This is a genomic window from Streptomyces sp. NPDC018263 (assembly GCF_055562575.1).
This window is the reverse complement of the sequence record NZ_JBVHFA010000007.1, coordinates 396,163-412,603: the sequence shown is the minus strand read 5'-3', so window position 1 is coordinate 412,603 and position 16,441 is coordinate 396,163. Positions and strand designations below refer to the sequence as shown.

At 73.2% G+C, this 16,441-nt stretch carries 14 protein-coding genes; 9 read left to right on the top strand and 5 right to left on the bottom strand.

Features of this window, described 5'->3' with window-relative positions; translation table 11 throughout:
* The first annotated feature begins 30 nt into the window (after positions 1-30).
* From ACZ3HQ_RS22390 to ACZ3HQ_RS22365, 6 genes are all read left to right on the top strand, one after another.
* The gene (locus ACZ3HQ_RS22390; protein WP_467513391.1) at positions 31-1,395 is read left to right on the top strand and encodes a maltokinase N-terminal cap-like domain-containing protein; all 1,365 of its coding nucleotides are present in this window, start codon (positions 31-33) and stop codon (positions 1,393-1,395) included.
* 3 nt (positions 1,396-1,398) lie between these two features.
* Positions 1,399-3,606 (top strand): 1,4-alpha-glucan branching enzyme, encoded by a 2,208-nt coding sequence (gene glgB, locus ACZ3HQ_RS22385; protein WP_467513389.1) that lies wholly within the window; start codon positions 1,399-1,401, stop codon positions 3,604-3,606.
* Positions 3,607-3,865: 259 nt separating this feature from the next.
* Positions 3,866-5,770, top strand: a complete 1,905-nt coding sequence (locus tag ACZ3HQ_RS22380) for an AMP-dependent synthetase/ligase (RefSeq protein ID WP_467513388.1) — start codon at positions 3,866-3,868, stop codon at positions 5,768-5,770.
* Between the two features lie 147 nt (positions 5,771-5,917).
* On the top strand, positions 5,918-6,352 hold the full coding sequence (locus ACZ3HQ_RS22375) for an ATP-binding protein (RefSeq protein WP_467513386.1): 435 nt from the start codon (positions 5,918-5,920) through the stop codon (positions 6,350-6,352).
* A gap of 201 nt (positions 6,353-6,553) precedes the next feature.
* A complete protein-coding gene (locus ACZ3HQ_RS22370) occupies positions 6,554-7,948 on the top strand; it encodes an NAD(P)/FAD-dependent oxidoreductase (protein ID WP_467513384.1) in 1,395 nt (464 codons plus the stop codon).
* A gap of 110 nt (positions 7,949-8,058) precedes the next feature.
* Positions 8,059-10,314: an FUSC family protein gene (locus ACZ3HQ_RS22365; RefSeq protein WP_467513382.1), complete on the top strand. Its 2,256-nt coding sequence runs from the start codon at positions 8,059-8,061 to the stop codon at positions 10,312-10,314.
* Positions 10,315-10,324: 10 nt separating this feature from the next.
* Here the strand turns inward: ACZ3HQ_RS22365 and ACZ3HQ_RS22360 are convergent, their stop codons facing one another.
* Together ACZ3HQ_RS22360 and ACZ3HQ_RS22355 are read right to left on the bottom strand one after the other, a co-directional pair.
* Positions 10,325-11,152, bottom strand: coding sequence for a SigB/SigF/SigG family RNA polymerase sigma factor (locus ACZ3HQ_RS22360; RefSeq protein WP_467513381.1), 828 nt, complete (start codon positions 11,150-11,152; stop codon positions 10,325-10,327).
* Between the two features lie 50 nt (positions 11,153-11,202).
* A complete protein-coding gene (locus tag ACZ3HQ_RS22355; RefSeq protein ID WP_467513380.1) occupies positions 11,203-11,640 on the bottom strand; it encodes an ATP-binding protein in 438 nt (145 codons plus the stop codon).
* 152 nt (positions 11,641-11,792) lie between these two features.
* Between ACZ3HQ_RS22355 and ACZ3HQ_RS22350 the strand changes: the two genes are divergently transcribed.
* Entirely contained in the window at positions 11,793-12,050 is a 258-nt protein-coding gene (locus tag ACZ3HQ_RS22350) for a hypothetical protein (protein ID WP_467513378.1), read from the top strand.
* Positions 12,051-12,309: 259 nt separating this feature from the next.
* Positions 12,310-12,765: a cyclic nucleotide-binding domain-containing protein gene (locus tag ACZ3HQ_RS22345; protein ID WP_130336025.1), complete on the top strand. Its 456-nt coding sequence runs from the start codon at positions 12,310-12,312 to the stop codon at positions 12,763-12,765.
* Positions 12,766-12,774: 9 nt separating this feature from the next.
* On the opposite strand, the gene ACZ3HQ_RS22340 is transcribed toward ACZ3HQ_RS22345, so the two are convergent.
* A complete protein-coding gene (locus ACZ3HQ_RS22340; protein ID WP_467513376.1) occupies positions 12,775-14,070 on the bottom strand; it encodes an MFS transporter in 1,296 nt (431 codons plus the stop codon).
* A gap of 94 nt (positions 14,071-14,164) precedes the next feature.
* Positions 14,165-14,782, bottom strand: a complete 618-nt coding sequence (locus ACZ3HQ_RS22335) for a LysE/ArgO family amino acid transporter (RefSeq protein ID WP_467513375.1) — start codon at positions 14,780-14,782, stop codon at positions 14,165-14,167.
* Positions 14,783-14,848: 66 nt separating this feature from the next.
* On the opposite strand from ACZ3HQ_RS22335, the gene ACZ3HQ_RS22330 reads away from it, so the two are divergent.
* Positions 14,849-15,733, top strand: coding sequence for a LysR family transcriptional regulator ArgP (locus ACZ3HQ_RS22330; protein WP_467513373.1), 885 nt, complete (start codon positions 14,849-14,851; stop codon positions 15,731-15,733).
* On the opposite strand, the gene ACZ3HQ_RS22325 is transcribed toward ACZ3HQ_RS22330, so the two are convergent.
* Positions 15,699-16,421 (bottom strand): TetR/AcrR family transcriptional regulator, encoded by a 723-nt coding sequence (locus ACZ3HQ_RS22325; RefSeq protein ID WP_467513372.1) that lies wholly within the window; start codon positions 16,419-16,421, stop codon positions 15,699-15,701. The genes ACZ3HQ_RS22330 and ACZ3HQ_RS22325 overlap by 35 nt on opposite strands.
* Between the last annotated feature and the right edge of the window lie 20 nt (positions 16,422-16,441).

Below are 16,441 nucleotides of genomic sequence, written 5' to 3'. Positions count from 1 at the left end.
CGCCCGGCGCCGAGGAAAGGACGCGTCACCATGCCGAAGACCACCACCCTCAGCCCCCCGGCGGCGACCGGTGCCGACGGGCTCCTGGCCTCGCTCGGCGGCCTGCTGGGCGCATGGCTGCCCCGGCAGCGCTGGTTCGCGGGCAAGGACCGCCCGGCCACCGATCTGTCGGTGCTGTCCGTCACCGAGCTGTTCCCGGGCTGCCTGCACCTGCTGGTGAACGCCTCGCACACCCCCGTGCCCACGCCCGGCGGCACTCCCCCGCCCGGCGACTGCTACCAACTGCTGCTCGGCCTCCGCGAGCGGCCCGCGCCGGGTCTGGAGCGGGCGTACATCGGTCGCGCCGAGCACGGCCCGCTCGCCGGGTTCGCCGTGTACGACGCGCTGCACGACCCGCGCTGCGCGCATCTGCTGCTGGAGCGGCTGCGGCAGCCCGGCAAGGCGGGACCGCTGCGCTTCGAGGTGGACGCGGCGGCCGAGGTGCCCGGCGGTCTCGCGCCCCGGCTGCTGACCAGCGAGCAGTCCAACTCGTCGATCGTGTACGGCGACGCGTACATCCTGAAGCTGTTCCGCCGTATCCAGCCGGGCGTCAACCCGGATCTGGAGGTGCCGCAGGCGCTGGCCGCGCAGGGGTGCGCGCGGGTGCCCGCGCCGGTCGCGTGGTTCTGCACCACCGCGCCGCGGCCGGCCACGCTGGGCGTGCTCCAGCCGTTCCTGCCGGACGCGGTCGACGGCTGGGAGCTGGCGCTCGGGGCGCTCGCGCGGGGCGACGACTTCACCGCCGAGGCGAGCGAGCTGGGCGGCGCGATGGCCGAGGTGCACCTCGCGCTGGCCGGGGCCTTCCCGGCGGCCGGCGGGGACGAGAACGGCGTCACGGCCGACGCGATGTGCGGACGGCTGGACGCGGCGGCGCGGGCGGTGCCGGGGCTGCGGCCCTATGTGCCGGGCCTGAGGGCCGCGTTCGGAGCGCTGGCCGCCCGCGAGTCCGGTCCGGCCGCCCAGCGCGTCCACGGTGATCTGCACCTGGGCCAGGTGCTGCGCGCCGGGGCCGACTGGTTCGTCATCGACTTCGAGGGCGAGCCCTCCCGGCCGCTCGCCGAGCGGCGGACCGCGCAGTCCCCGGTGCGTGACATCGCCGGGATGCTGCGCTCCTTCGACTACGCGGCCCGGCAGCGCCGCCCCTGGCGGCCCGAGTGGGCGAGCCGCTGCCGGGAGGCGTTCTGCGCGGGGTACGCGGCCCGCGCGGGCTGGGACCCGCGCGAGGAGCAGGCGCTGCTGCGCGCACACGAAACGGACAGGGCGGTGTACGAGGTCCTGTACGAGGCGAGACACCGGCCGGACTGGCTTCCGGTCCCGATGGCGGCCATCGAGCGGCTCGCCGAGTGGAGAGGCTGAACCATGGCACTGCGCGACACGTCACTGCCCGAGACCTCGGGCCCCGCACGCACCTGTGGCATCGCCCTCGTGGGCGAGGAGCGCGACCGTCTGCTGGGCGGCGCGCACCACGACCCGCACGCCCTGCTGGGCGCGCACCCGGTGCCCGGCGGCGTGCTGTTCCGCGCCCTGCGCCCGAACGCGCTCGGCGTGAGCGTCCTGGCCGACGGGGTGCGCACACCGCTCGTCTCGGAGGGCGACGGCCTGTTCTCGGCCGTGCTGCCCTGCCCGGAGATCCCCGCGTACGAACTGGTGGTGGCGTACGAGGACGGCGAGCACACGGTGCACGACCCGTACCGTTTCGCGCCCGCGCTCGGTGAGCTGGATCTGCATCTGATCCGGGAGGGCCGGCACGAGGAGCTGTGGAAGGCGCTGGGCGCCGAGCCGATGACCCACGAGGGGGTCGCGGGCACCCGCTTCACCGTGTGGGCGCCGAACGCCCAGGGGGTGCGGCTGGCCGGGGAGTTCACCTTCTGGGACGGCACGCAGTACCCGATGCGCTCGCTGGGCGCGGCCGGCGTGTGGGAGGTGTTCCTGCCGGGGATCGGCGAGGGCGCCAAGTACAAGTTCGAGATCACCTCGCGCTACGGGCACCGGTTCCTGAAGGCGGACCCGATGGCCCGGCTCACCGAGGTCCCGCCGGACACCGCCTCCGTCGTCACCTCCTCGCGCTACGCGTGGGACGACGCCGAGTGGATGGCGCACCGGGGCGACACACCCGTGCACCGGGCGCCGATGTCGGTGTACGAGGTGCATCTGCCGTCCTGGCGGCCGGGGCTGACCTACCGCGAGCTGGCCGAGGAACTCCCCGCGTACGTAAAAGACCTGGGCTTCACGCATGTCGAGCTGATGCCGGTGGCCGGGCACCCGTTCAGCGGGTCGTGGGGCTACCAGGTCACCTCGTACTACGCGCCCACCCCGCGGCTGGGCTCGCCGGACGACTTCAAGTTCCTGGTGGACGCGCTGCACCGGGCGGGCATCGGCGTGATCATGGACTGGGTGCCGGCCCACTTCCCCAAGGACGACTGGGCGCTGGCCCGGTTCGACGGGGACCCGCTGTACGAGCCCGGGGACTCCCGGCGGGCGGAGCACCCGGACTGGGGGACGTACGAGTTCGACTTCGGCCGGACCGAGGTGCGCAACTTCCTGGTCGCCAACGCGGTCTACTGGTGCGAGGAGTTCCACATCGACGGGCTGCGCGTGGACGCGGTCGCCTCGATGCTCTACCTCGACTACTCGCGGGACTCCGGGCAGTGGGCGCCGAACGTCTTCGGCGGGCGCGAGGACCTGGACGCGGTGGCGTTCCTCCAGGAGATGAACGCGACCGTGTACCGGCGCTGCCCCGGTGTGGTGACCATCGCCGAGGAGTCGACGGCGTGGGAGGGCGTGACCCGGCCGACCGACAGCGGCGGTCTCGGGTTCGGGCTGAAGTGGAACATGGGCTGGATGCACGACTCGCTGGAGTACGTGCAGAAGGAACCGGTGCACCGCAAGTACCACCACCACGACATGACGTTCTCGATGGTGTACGCGTACAGCGAGAACTATGTGCTGCCCATCTCCCACGACGAGGTGGTGCACGGCAAGCAGGCGCTGGTGTCGAAGATGCCCGGCGACTGGTGGCAGCGGCGCGCGAACCACCGGGCGTACCTGGGCTTCATGTGGGCCCACCCCGGCAAGCAACTGCTCTTCATGGGCCAGGAGTTCGCGCAGGGCGCGGAGTGGTCGGAGAAGCACGGGCCGGAGTGGTGGCTGCTGGCCGACGACTACCACTCGGCGGCCGACCACCGCGGCATGCGGGACCTGGTGCGGGATCTGAACACGGTGTACCGCAAGGCCCCGGCGCTGTGGCAGCGGGACACCGACCCGGGCGGCTTCCAGTGGTCGATGTGCGACGCGGCCGACGACAACGTCTTCGCGTTCGTCCGGTACGCCGAGGACGGCACTCCCCTGCTGGCGGTGTCCAACTTCTCGCCCGTGGTCCGGGAGGACTACCGGCTCTGGGCGCCCGAGCAGGTGCCCGCCTGGCAGGAGGCGCTCAACACCGACGCGGTCCGGTACGGCGGCAGCGGTGTGCGGGTGGGTGACGCGGGCAAGCTCTGCCCTCAGGACGGGCGGCTGCGCCTGACGCTGCCACCGCTCGCCACGGTCTGGCTCACGCCCGCCCGCTGAGCCCACCGGTACCCGCGCCCGGAGAGGGGCGGCCGGAGGTCACGACGACCCCCGGCCGCCCCTCTCGGCATGTCCCGGCGAACCGCGCCGATACCCGTACGGAACGGCGGCACGCGGGACCCACCGGACATCCGCAGGTCATCAGGGGATCACGACTTTCTCCTTCCCCGCACCGAAACCGCTTCCCCGCGCTACATTCGTGCACCGCCGACACAGAGCCGATCGGCGGGGTCACCCTCCGTACTTCCAGGAGCAGCGCATGCGCGACGTCGCCTCCGCTCCGGCAGCTTTCCCGCCGCCCACCGGCGGGCTCGCCGACACCGTCTTCGAGCGAGCCGCGAAGAACCCGGAACTCCCGCTGCTCGCCCGGCACGCGAAGGGCGCCCCCGGCGACTGGGAGACGATCACGGCCGGCCGGCTGCGGGACGACGTGGTCGGGCTGGCCAAGGGGCTGGTGGCCGCCGGGATCTCGCCGGGCCACCGGGTCGCCCTGATGGCCCGCAACCGCTACGAGTGGACGGTGCTGGCGCACGCCCTGTGGACCGTGGGCGCGGAGATCGTCCCGGTCCACCCCACCTCCTCGCGGGACCAGGTCGAGTGGATTCTGCGGGACGCCGGCTGCGTGGCCGTCGCGGTCGAGGACGAACTGGGCGTGATGACGGTCGGCACGGTGTGCGCGGCGCTGCCCCGGCTGAGGCACGTCTGGCAACTGGACGCGGGCGCGCTGACCGAGCTCACCGAGCGGGGCGTGGACATCCCGCTGACCACCGTGGAGTCGCTGCGCCGGATCGTGCTGCCGGACTCCACCGCGGCCGTCACCTACACCTCCGGCGCCACCGGCCGCCCGATGGGCTGCGCACTGAGCCACCGCGGCATCGCCTACCCGTGCGACGTGCTGCTGGCCGGCTGGGGTCACACGGTGGCACAGCCGGGCGAACAGCCCTCGGTACTGGCGTTCCTGCCGTTCTCGCACGTGTACGGGATCATGATCCAGACGATGTGTCTGCGCGGCGGCATCCTGATGGCGCACGAGCCGGAGACGAGCCAGGAGGCGCTCGCCTCGGCGCTGAGCACCTTCCGGCCGACGTATCTCTACGGCGTCCCCTCGGTGTTCGAGAAGCTGTACAAGACGTTCCTGAGGACGGCTCAGCAGGCGGGCCGCGGCGCGCTGTTCCAGCGGGCGGCGCAGACCGCGCGGGACTTCGCGGAGGCCCAGGAGCGCGCCCGCCTCGGCATCGGCACCGGCCCCGGCCTGGAACTGCGGCTGCAACACGCCCTGTACGAACGGACGGTGTACCGCAAGCTCCGCTCGGCGCTCGGCGGCCGGGCCCGGCGGGGCACCTCGGGCGGGTCGTCGCTGAGCCGCGAACTGTCGCTGTTCTTCGAGGGCATCGGCCTGTACATCCACGACGGCTACGGGCTGACGGAGACCTCGGGCGGGATCACCATGCAGCCGTTGGGCCGGGAGAAGTCGGGCACGGTGGGCATGCCGCTGCCGGGCACCGAGGTCCGGGTGGCCGAGGACGGGGAGATCCTGGTGCACGGCCCGTCGGTGTTCCAGGGCTACATCGGCGACGAGGCGCGGACCCGCGGTGTGCTGCGCGGGGGCTGGCTGTCGACCGGGGACATCGGGCGGCTGGACCGGGAGGGGTATCTGACCATCACCGGCCGCAAGAAGGACCTCATCGTCACCTCCAGCGGCAAGAGCGTGGCGCCCGCTCCGCTGGAGCAGCGGCTGCGGATGCACCCGCTGATCCATCAGGCGGTGGTCGTCGGCGAGGACCGGCCCTGCGTGGGCGCGCTGATCACCCTGGACCCGGAGTTCCTCTCGCACTGGCGGGCCGCCCTGGCGCTCCAGGGCGACTTCGAGGGGCGGGAGAGCCGGGAGGAGAGCGCGCTGCGCGAGGAGCTGGCCCGCGCGATCGCGTCGGCCAACAGCACGGTGTCGCGCGCCGAGTCCATCCGGGTCTACCGGGTCGTGCAGGAGCCGTTCGCCCCCGACAACGGTCTGCTGACGCCGTCGCTGAAGCTGCGCCGGGACGTCATCGCGCGGCACTACGCGGCCGAGATCGACGCGATGTACAAGGCGCGCTCGCGTGCCGCGCGCGGCGGGCGGAGCCCGGAACCGGTGGACTGGGACGAGCCGGACGACGTCTTCCGGTGAGTCCGTCCCCCGTCGGGTGGCACGGGTACGCGTAATCCGCGTCGCGCTGGGAACCCGCCCTGGTGAACTGACCAGCGACGATGACCGCCCTGGAGTGCGGTGCCCGATCCGGGCCCGCTCCGGGAGACCGCGGCCGGGGAATGCGAGATGGCGACAGAGCGGCGTTGGGACGGCACACCTCCCTCCGAGAGGGCGCACGAGCGCGCCTACGCCTTCCCCGGCGAACTTCCGAACGTGACGGGCGCGCGGCTGGCCGCGGAGGAGTTCCTGCGCGGGCTCGCCCGCGACGCGCCGCCCACCGCGCCGGAGTACTGGGACGACATCCTGCTCGTGGTGACGGAGCTGGCGGCCAACGCGATCCAGTTCGCGCCGGGCCCGTTCGGGCTGCGGATGCGGCGCACCTTCGACGGGGTGCATGTGACCATGCACGACACCAGCACGGTGGTGCCCGAGCCGCGCCCGTTCAGGCCGAGTTCGGGCGGCGGGGGCATCGGCTGGCATCTGGTGCACACCCTGTGCGATCAGGTCAGCGTGGTGGTGGTCGAGGACGGCAAGGACATTCACGTCTTCCTGCCCTGGTGAGAGCGCCGGAAGGTGTAGCGGTGCGGAATCGGGTTACTCCGGTGCGTGGAGGGGCAGGCTGCTGCCCACGCGTTCGCCGCCGGGCGCTTCCGACTGGCGGAACGGCTCGGAGCACGGTGGGATCGGGTGTGGTGGCAGTGGTCCCGGGCATGCGAACGGCGTCCATCCGGACCGACGGGAGCCGCAGAAGGGAACAACACCGTGACACGACGACCCAGGATTCTGGTGATCGGCGCAGGCTTCGCCGGAGTCGAGTGTGTCCGCCGGCTGGAGCGCAAACTCGGCCCCGACGAGGCGGACGTCGCCCTGGTGACGCCGTTCTCCTACCAGCTCTACCTTCCGCTGCTGCCCCAGGTCGCCTCCGGCGTGCTGACGCCGCAGTCGATCGCCGTCTCGCTGCGCCGCAGCAAGAAGTACCGCACCCGGATCATTCCGGGCGGGGCGATCGGGGTGGATCTGGCGGCGAAGGTGTGCGTCATCCGCACCATCACCGACGAGATCATCAACGAGCCCTACGACTACCTGGTGCTGGCACCGGGCAGCGTGACCCGCACCTTCGACATCCCCGGCCTCGCCGAGCACGCCTTCGGGATGAAGACGCTCGCGGAGGCCGCGTACATCCGTGACCACGTCATCTCGCAGCTCGACCTCGCGGACGCCAGCGACGACCCCGAGGAGCGGGCGGCGCGGCTGCAGTTCGTGGTGGTCGGCGGCGGTTACGCGGGCACGGAGACGGCGGCCTGCCTCCAGCGGCTCACCCACGCGGCGGTCCGGCGCTATCCGCGGCTGGACCCGAGCCTGATCCGCTGGCATCTGATCGACATCGCGCCGAAGCTGATGCCGGAGCTGGGCGACCGGCTCGGCAAGCAGGCGCTGAAGATCCTGCGCGACCGGGGCATCGACGTCTCCCTCGGGGTGTCCGTGGCCAAGGTGACCGAGGACGAGGTCACCTTCACCGACGGCCGGGTGATCCCGACGCACACCCTGATCTGGACGGCCGGTGTGGTCGCCAGCCCGCTGATCGGCACGATGGACGCGGAGACGGTGCGCGGACGGCTCGCGGTGACCCCGGAGATGACCGTACCGGGGCACGACGGGGTGTTCGCGCTCGGCGACGCGGCGGCCGTGCCCGACCTCGCCAAGGGCGAGAAGGACGCGATCTGCCCGCCCACCGCGCAGCACGCCATGCGGCAGGGCCCGAAGGTGGCGGACAACATCATCCACTCGCTGCGCGGCGAGCCGCTGGAGCCGTACGTCCACAAGGACCTCGGTCTCGTGGTGGACCTCGGCGGCAAGGACGCGGTGTCCCGGCCGCTCGGTATCGAGCTGCGCGGCATCCTCGCCCAGGCCGTGGCACGCGGCTACCACTGGTCGGCGCTGCGCACCGGCGTCGCCAAGGCGCGGGTGCTGGTGAACTGGCTGCTGAACGCCATCGCCGGGGACGACTTCGTCCGTACGGGCTTCCAGGCCCGCAAGCCCGCCCAGCTCAAGGACTTCGAGTACACGGACTCGTATCTGACGCCGGACCAGGTGCGCAGTGAGGTGCGGACCGCGGAGGCGGAGGGCAGGGTGCGGGGGAAGGTGACCGGGGGCTGAACCGGGTCAGCCGGAGTGCCGGAGGCCGCCGTCCCGTGGTGGGGGCGGCGGCCTCCGTGACATCCTTGGTCGTAGATCATGGTCCGGCACGGAAGAGAGAGCGCGGCGGCGTGAAGGCAAGGGGACGGGCGCTTCTGGTACGGCTGTGGGACCGGCTCGCCGCGTCCGATCCGGGACTGCTGCGGCTGATCGCGGGGCTGCGCACGGTGGCCGCGATCGCCCTCACCCTCATGCTGCTGGCCTCGCTGCGCTTCCCGGTCCCCCAGTTGGTCGCGGGCGCGATGGCGGCGATGGCGGCGACCTTCGCCGTCCGGGAGACCGACCGCAGCAAGCAGGCGGTCACGGTGGCGCTGTCCCTGCCGGTGGCGCTGGCCGCGGTGTCGGCGGGGGCGGTGCTGAACCGCTGGCCGCTGGTCAGCGACATCTCCTTCCTGCTGATCATCTTCGCGGCCGTCTACGGGCGCCGGTTCGGTGACCGGGCCACCGGGCTCGGGCTGATCGGCTTCCAGGTCTACTTCCTGTCGCTGTTCGTTCGGGCGACGCCGTCGATGCTGCCCTCGCTGTACATCGTGATCACGGTGGCGGTGGGGTGCAGCGCGTTCGCGCGGTTCGTGCTGATGCCGCAGACGGAGGCGGGCACGCTGGACCGGCTGCGGCGGGCGTTCCGGGCCCGGCTGGGGCAGTTGCTGGGCACGCAGATCGAGCTGCTGGACGCGGGCCCGGACGACGTGGACAAGGTCGTGGAGGACCTGCGCACCGGTACGGCCCGGCTGCACGAGACGGCGCTGATGATCCAGGGCCGGCTGGAGCGCGGCACCTCCGACGACGCGATGGCCCGGCTGGTGCAGCGCCGTGTCGCGGACGCCGAGATCGCCGCGGAGCGGCTCGGACTGATGCTGCTCACCGCGCGCAGCGCCGAACGGACCGACACCCTCACCCTGTATCTGCCGGGCGCGCCGGCGCCGCCCGGCCGGATGCTGCCGGTGCGGGACCCGGCGACGGAGATGATTCGCCGGGACCTGCAGGCGCTGCGGCTGCTGGTGCTGCGCCCGGTGGGCGAGACGTCGGGGACGGCCCTGGCCCAGGTGCGCAACCGGCTGCTCGGCTACCGCGAGGAGGACAACCTGCCCGACGCGTCCCCGGCCGTGCAGGACGTGTTCCGCGGCATCGGTGAGGCGGCGCGCGCGGTGCTGGGTCTGCGGACCGCGCTGGACGGCCCGCAGGACGAGTCCGACGACAGCCCGGCGACCAGCAGGTCCCGTGAGGAGCTGGACGCCGAGGACGCGGCGATCGAGATCAGCGAGGAGCCCGATCCGGAGAAGCCCGAGGAGACCGGGCTGCGGCGCCCCACGACCCGGGCGGCCCTCCAGGTCACGGTGGGGGCGTCGCTGGCCATCGTGGGCGGTGAGCTGCTGTCCCACCAGCGCTGGTACTGGGCGGTGCTGACCTGCTGGATCGTCTTCATCAACACCACCTCCACCGGGGAGATCCTGGTGAAGGGCGGCCGGCGGCTGCTCGGCACCGTCCTCGGCGTGGTCGCCGGTATCGGGCTGGCCGGCGCGGTGGGACACCACACCTGGACGGCGTTCGCGCTGGTGCTGGTGTGTGTGTTCGCCATGTTCTACACCGCTCCCCTGTCGTACACGCTGATGTCGTTCTTCGTGACGGCGGCGCTGGGACTGCTCTACACGCTGCTGAACACGTACAGCATGTCGGTGCTGGTGCTGCGGGTGGAGGAGACGGCGCTGGGCGCGGCCTGCGGGGTGATCACGGCGGCGGTCGTCCTGCCGGTGCGCACCGACCGGCGCACCAACGAGCTGCTGGTGGAGGTGCTGGACAAGCTGGCCGAGCTGACGCAGGCGGCCGTGGACCAGCTCAGCGGGCGGCCGCACACGGACCTGGTGGACCAGGCCCGCGAGCTGGACCAGGCGCTGGCCGACCTGCACGCGGCGACCAAGCCGCTGACGCACCCGGTCACCCCCTTGCGCTCCCGTCGGGACACCGCGCGGTACGTGGTGGCGCTGCTGGAGACCTGCGCGTACCACGGGCGGGCGCTGGCGGCCACGGCGGAGCTGCTGCCCAGCAACCCGTCGATCGCGGCCGATCCGCGGCTGCGCGGGGTGTGCAGCCGGATCGTGCACAACATCGAGGCGATCGCCGACCACGTCCGCGATCCGCACTCCTCGGCCGAGCTGGAGACCGGCCCGAGCATCGCGTCCATGCTGGAACCCGGCACCCTGGCCACCCCCCGCTGGGGCCGGGTCACCGACCGCGTGCTGCGCCACCTCCAGCGCCTGGACGAGGCGGTCTCCGGCCTCGCCCGTCCGCTGGGCGTCCCGGTGAAGGTGGAGGCGGCGAAGAAGTGACGGCCGGCCCCTAACGCCTGAGGGGCCCGTCGGCGCGGGGGTCCTGGGCCTCGGCCCGGACGCGGGCGCAGATGTGCCGCAGGAGCCGGGAGACGTGCATCTGGGAGATGCCGAGGCGGGCGGCGATGCGGCTCTGGGAGAGGTCCTCGAAGAAGCGCATGTAGAGGATGTCCCGGTCGCGTTCGGGCAGGCGGCTCAGGCTGCGCCGGGCGGCCTCGCGGTCGACGACGACCGAGTAGGCGGGGTCGGGGGCGCCGAGGCTGTCGGTGAGGGTGCCGCCCTCGCCGGCCGGTTCGGCGTCCAGGGAGAGGGTGCTGTAACTGTCCAGCGCCTCCAGCCCGGTGGCGACCTCCGCCTCGGTGAGCCCGGTGTGCCCGGCGATGCCCGCGACGCTGGGCGCCCGGCCGCCGGGCCGCTCGGTGAGGTCGCGGCGGGCGACGCGGACCCGGTTGCGCAGCTCCTGCACCCGGCGCGGTACCCGCAGCGCCCAGGTGCGGTCGCGGAAATGCCGCTTGACCTCGCCGGTGATGGTCGGCACGGCGTAGCTCTCGAAGGCGCCGCGTGCGGGGTCGAACCGGTCGATGGCCTTGACCAGGCCGAGGGCGGCCACCTGGCGCAGGTCCTCCGCGTTCTCGCCCCGGTCGCGGAAGCGGGCGGCGATGCGATGGGCCATGGGCAGCCAGGCGGTGGTGAGTTCGGCGCGCAGGGCGTCGCGTGCGGGGCCGTCCGGCAGGCCGGCCAGCTCGGCGAAGAGGGCCGTCGTGTCGGGCGCGTCGTCGTGGCTCCGCCGAGGCCGGCCGGCCTCGGCGGAAGGGGTGTTCGCGGAGTGGATCGGCATGAACGGGCGCTCCAGACGGTGGCGGGTGCGCGGCCGGGAAGGGGCCGTGTTCAGCGCAGGGGCACGACGGCGGTGACGCACTTGCCGCCGCGCGGGAGTCCGGCCATCCGTACGTCACGGGCGAGCAGGCTGACGATGGGCCAGCCCCGGCCGCCGGTGCGGCTCCGGTCGGTGTCGGTGCCCAACCGGGCGGTGGTGTCGGGCAGTTCGTCGCTGCGGTCGCTCACCGAGAGCCGTACGCCGCGGGTGTCCACGTCGACCTCGAAGCGGGTGATGCCGCCGCCGTGCAGGATGGCGTTGGTGGTCAGCTCGGAGGCGACCAGCAGGGCGTCCTCAAGGGTCTCGTCGGGGCAGGTGAGCGCGCGGTCACGACAGCGTTCGGTCACCGCGCGGCGTACGTCTCTGCGGGCGTCCGCCGGCCGGTACGCCATGGTCCTGCGGCTCTGCCGAGGCACGGCCGGGGTGTTGGTCGCGCGCTGCTCGCACATGGTGTCGTCCCTCCCTAGCGCGGTGCCCGGTCTTTCCAGGGGCGTCGCCCGGACGGCCGGGGTCTCTTCCTTGCGGCTGACCCCTCGCGGCGATGTCAAACACCGGGGACACGGGAGCCTTTACCGGGCCACCGTGCGGGTAGGAGCCCGGTATGAGCGATGTCGTGGACGCGGACGAACTGTTGCGGCGCATCCGGCGGAGCCGGGATCTGGCCGCCGAGGAGGAGCGGGTCTGGCTGGAGCGGGCGCAGAGCCTGACGGCCACCGATCCGGACCGGGCGCGGGAGGCGACCGAGCGCGCGCTGACGTACCAGGTGGTGGCGGGGGTGCTGACGGAGATCGTCGCGCCGGGCAGTCATCCGGCGGACGCGGGCGGGACGGGCGCGACGGGAGTGAGGCACGTCACGTGATGCCGGTACCCATACCGGTCGGACGCCCCGTGGTTTATCGTTCATCCATATCGGGGCGCGCCCCGGATCGGTACCCGTGTGTTCCGCGCGCTTCCGCACCGACTGCCCTGGCTGGTTTCCCCCGTCCAGCCAGGGCTTTTCCCTGCCCTGGGCACGGCGGGCCGGCCCGCCCGGCTTCTTCGAGGTGCCCCTCGCGGCGGCAGCGGCTCCAATGGGCTTAGGGAACCACCCGAACGGCCGCCGGTGAGGAGCCCCGCGTATGACCAAAGCGATCAAACTGCCGACCGCCCTGCCACAGGCGCAGCGGGAGCGGCTGATGGAGCTGGCGAAGGAGGTGTCCTTCCCGGAGGACACCCGCGTCTTCGAGGCGGGCGGTGTCGCGGACCGGTTCTGGGTGATCCGCTCGGGCGCGGTCTCCCTGGACCAGCAGGTGACCTCCCGGCAGTACATCACCGTGGCCACGCTCGGCGCCGGTGACCTGCTCGGCTGGTCCTGGCTCTTCCCGCCGTACGAGTGGGACTTCGGGGCGGTGGCGTTCAGCAACGTCCGCGCCTACGAGTTCGACGGGCCCTCCGTGCTCGCGCTGTGCGTGGAGGACCCGCTGCTCGGGCTGTCGCTGGTGCGCACGGTGGCCGAGATCCTGGCCCACCGGCTGGAGACGACTCGCGGCAAGCTGATGGACCAGTACGCGATCCGGCGGAGCACCCCGCTGTAGCCCCGTCGGTCAGATCCGGTAGCGGCGCAGCGCGGGCGTGGCGGCGGCCAGCGCCAGCATCACGACGACGACCAGCGCCCCACCGCCCGCGACGGCGGCGCGGGTCCCGAAGAGCGACCCGGCGGTGCCGTGCAGCACGTCGGCGAGGCGGGGTCCGCCCGCGACGACCACGGTGAAGACGCCCTGCATCCGGCCGCGCATCTCGTCGGTCGCGGCGGAGAGCAGGATGGCGCCCCGGAAGACCATGGAGACCATGTCGGCCACGCCTCCGGCGGCGAGGAAGGCGACGGCCACCCAGAGGTTGCCGCTCAGCCCGAACCCGACGACGGCGAGCCCCCAGCCGACCACCGAGCCGATGACCATGAGGCCGTGGCGGCGGGCCCGCGAGAAGGCGCCGGAGAACAGTCCGCCGAGCACCGAGCCGACCGGGATGGCGGCGAAGAGCAGCCCGAGCGCGTACCCCTCGTCCCAGGCGCGGTAGGTGTGCGCGGCCAGCTCCGGGAAGAGGGCGCGGGGCATGCCGAAGACCATGGCGACGATGTCGGCGAGGAAGGACAGCAGCAGCACCTTGTGACCGGCGATGTAGCGGAACCCGGCCACGATCTCCCGTACCCCGGCGCGGCGGGCCAGGTGCCCTCCGAGCGGCGGCAGGGCGGGCAGCCGGAAGACGGCCCACACGGTGAAGGTCAGGGCGAGCGCGTCGATGAGGTACAGCTCGGGCAGTCCGATGACCGGGATCAGCACACCGGCGAGCAGCGGCCCGGCGACCGCGCCGGTCTGCATCACAGTGGTGCCGAGCGCGTTGGCGGCCGGCAGCTCCTCGGCCGGGACCAGCCGGGCGATCGAGGCGCTGCGGGCGGGCTGGTTGAGGCCGAAGAACGCCTGCTGGGCGGCGAGCAGGATCATCAGCACCGGCACCGAGTCCAGTCCGGTGACGGACTGGGCCCAGAACAGCAGCGAGGTCACCGCGATGCCTATGTTGGTGATCAGCAGCAGCTTGCGCCGGTCCACGGTGTCCGCGACGGCGCCGCCCCACAGCGCGAAGACCACCATGGGCACCAGCCCGGCGAGGCTGGCGTAGCCGACCCAGGCCGAGGACTGGGTGATGTCGTAGATCTGCTTGGGTACGGCGACCGCGGTGAGCTGGCTGCCGACGGCGGTGACGATGGTCGACGACCACAGGCGCCGGTAGGCCGGGATGCGCAGGGGGCGGGTGTCCATCCCCCAGCGGCGCCAGCCGCGTGCGGGCGGGTCCCCTCCGGGCGTCTCGGTCGCGTCGGTGCTGCTGCTCTCGCTCGTGTCCACGGAGGTCCTGGTTGCTCGATACATCTTTCGATTTCGGGCCTCACTATCGCAGCAACGCCCGGCGAACACCGAACCCTTCGCGGCCGGACCCGCCTCAGGCGCCGATGAGCAGCATCGCGCCGAGGCCGAGCATGGTCAGGGCGACCAGGCCGTCCAGCACCCGCCAGGCGGCGGGCCGGACCAGGACGCGGCCGAGCAGCCGGGCGCCGAATCCGAGGGCGGCGAACCAGCACAGGCTGGCCAGCGCCGCGCCCAGCCCGAAGGTCCAGCGCAGCGGACCCCGGTCGGCGGCGAGGGAGCCGACCAGGAAGACGGTGTCCAGGTAGACGTGCGGGTTGAGCCAGGTCATCGCCAGGCAGGTGAGCACCGCGCGCCGGATCGAGCCGGCCGCCTCGCCGTCCGTGCTCAGTCCGCCGGTGCCGGGGCGCAGGACGCGCCGGGCGGCGAGGGCGCCGTAGCAGACCAGGAAGACGCCGCCGACGATGCCGACGGCCCGTACCGCGTCCGGCCAGGCCACCACGATCGCGCCGACCCCGGCGACGCCGAGGGCGATGAGCACGGCGTCCGAGAGCGCGCAGATGCCCACCACGGCGAGGACGGCGTTCCGGCGGACCCCCTGGCGCAGGACGAAGGCGTTCTGGGCGCCGATGGCGACGATGAGGGAGAGGCCGGTGCCGAAGCCCGCGGCCGCGGCGGTGAGCGCGTGGTTCATGCCGTTGACGCTACGGACCGGATCACCGCGCGTACAGCTAAAGATTCTTACGTAACATTAGCGCTCGTGATGAACGAGCTTCCTCTGGACCAGGTGCGGACGCTGCTGGCGGTGGTGGACGAGGGCACCTTCGACGCGGCCGCCGCCGCGCTGCACGTGACCCCGTCGGCGGTGAGCCAGCGGGTGAAGGCGCTGGAGCAGCGCACCGGCCGGGTGCTGCTCCAGCGCACCAAGCCGGTCCGCCCGACCGATTCCGGCGCGGTCCTGGTGCGGTACGCCCGACAGCTCGCCCGGCTGGAGCAGGACGCGCGGGACGAGCTGGGGATGAGCGGCGCCGGGGAGCCGACGCGGGTGTCGGTCGCGGTGAACGCCGACTCCCTGTCGACCTGGTTCCTGGACGCGCTCACCGAGGTGCCGGGGCTCAGTTTCGAGCTGCGCCGGGAGGACGAGGACCACACGGCGGCACTGCTGCGCGAGGGCCTGGTGATGGCGGCGGTGACGGGGTCGGCGGAGCCGGTGCCCGGCTGCTCGGTGCGTCCGCTGGGCCGGCTGCGGTATCTGCCGGTGGCGGCGCCGGAGCTGGCCGCGCGGCTGCCGTCCGGGCCGCTCGCCGGGGCGCTGGGCGCGCTGCCGGTGATGGTCTTCGACGACAAGGACGACCTCCAGGACGCCTTCGTACGGGGGCTCGGCGGCACCGGCGCCGGCCCGGTGCGGCACTACGTGCCGACCTCGGAGGGGTTCGCGGAGTCGGTGGCGCGCGGGCTCGGCTGGGGCATGGTGCCGGAGTCCCAGGCGGAGCCGCTGCTCGCGGCGGGCCGGGTGGTGCCGCTGGCGCCGGGGCGGTGGCTGGACGTGGCGCTGTACTGGCAGCAGTGGCGGCTGGACTCCCCCGCGCTGGCGGCGCTGGCCGAGGCGGTCAGCGCGACGGCGGCGCGGGCGCTGCGCCGCTGAGCCGGGCGGCCGCGCTGTCCAGCAGCATCTCCAGCGCGGTCGGGTAGGCGCTGTGCACCATCTGCCGGGCGAGCAGCGGGGCGGCCTCGGCGATGCGCGGGTGGGTGGAACGGGGCAGCCGGGCGTAGGTGGAGTGCCACTGGTCCTCGTCGGCGCGCTGGGAGGCGCTGGGCAGGGCCAGGGTGGCGGCGTCCAGGGCGGCGAAGGCGAGGGTCTGGTCGATGAAGGCGTGATAGACCCGTACCGCCTCGGGCAACGGGAACCCGGCGCGGGCGAGGACGTCCAGGACCGCCTCGTCGACGGCCAGTTCATGGGCGCGGCCGGTGACCCGGCTGACGGTGAGCAGCGCCGCCTGGGGGTGGGCGACGTAGGCGGCGTGGATGCGGGTGCCGATGGCGCGCAGGTCGGCCCGCCAGCGGCCGGTGCGCCGCCAGCCGTCGAGGGCCTGGCCGATGAGGGCGTCACCGATGGCCAGGGTGAGGTCGTCCATGCCCCGGAAGTACCGGTAGAGGGTGCTGGGGTCGCAGTCCAGGGCGAGGCCGAGGCGGCGCGCGGTGAGCCCCGCGCTGCCGTGCTCGCGCAGCAGGCGCAGCGCGGTGGTGACGATCAGCTCCTCGGAGAGCACGGTGCCGCTGCGGGTGGGCCGGCGCCTGCGGCGCTTCTCCTCGGGCACGACGGGTTTGGGCACGAGCCGGCCCTCTCTGCGGT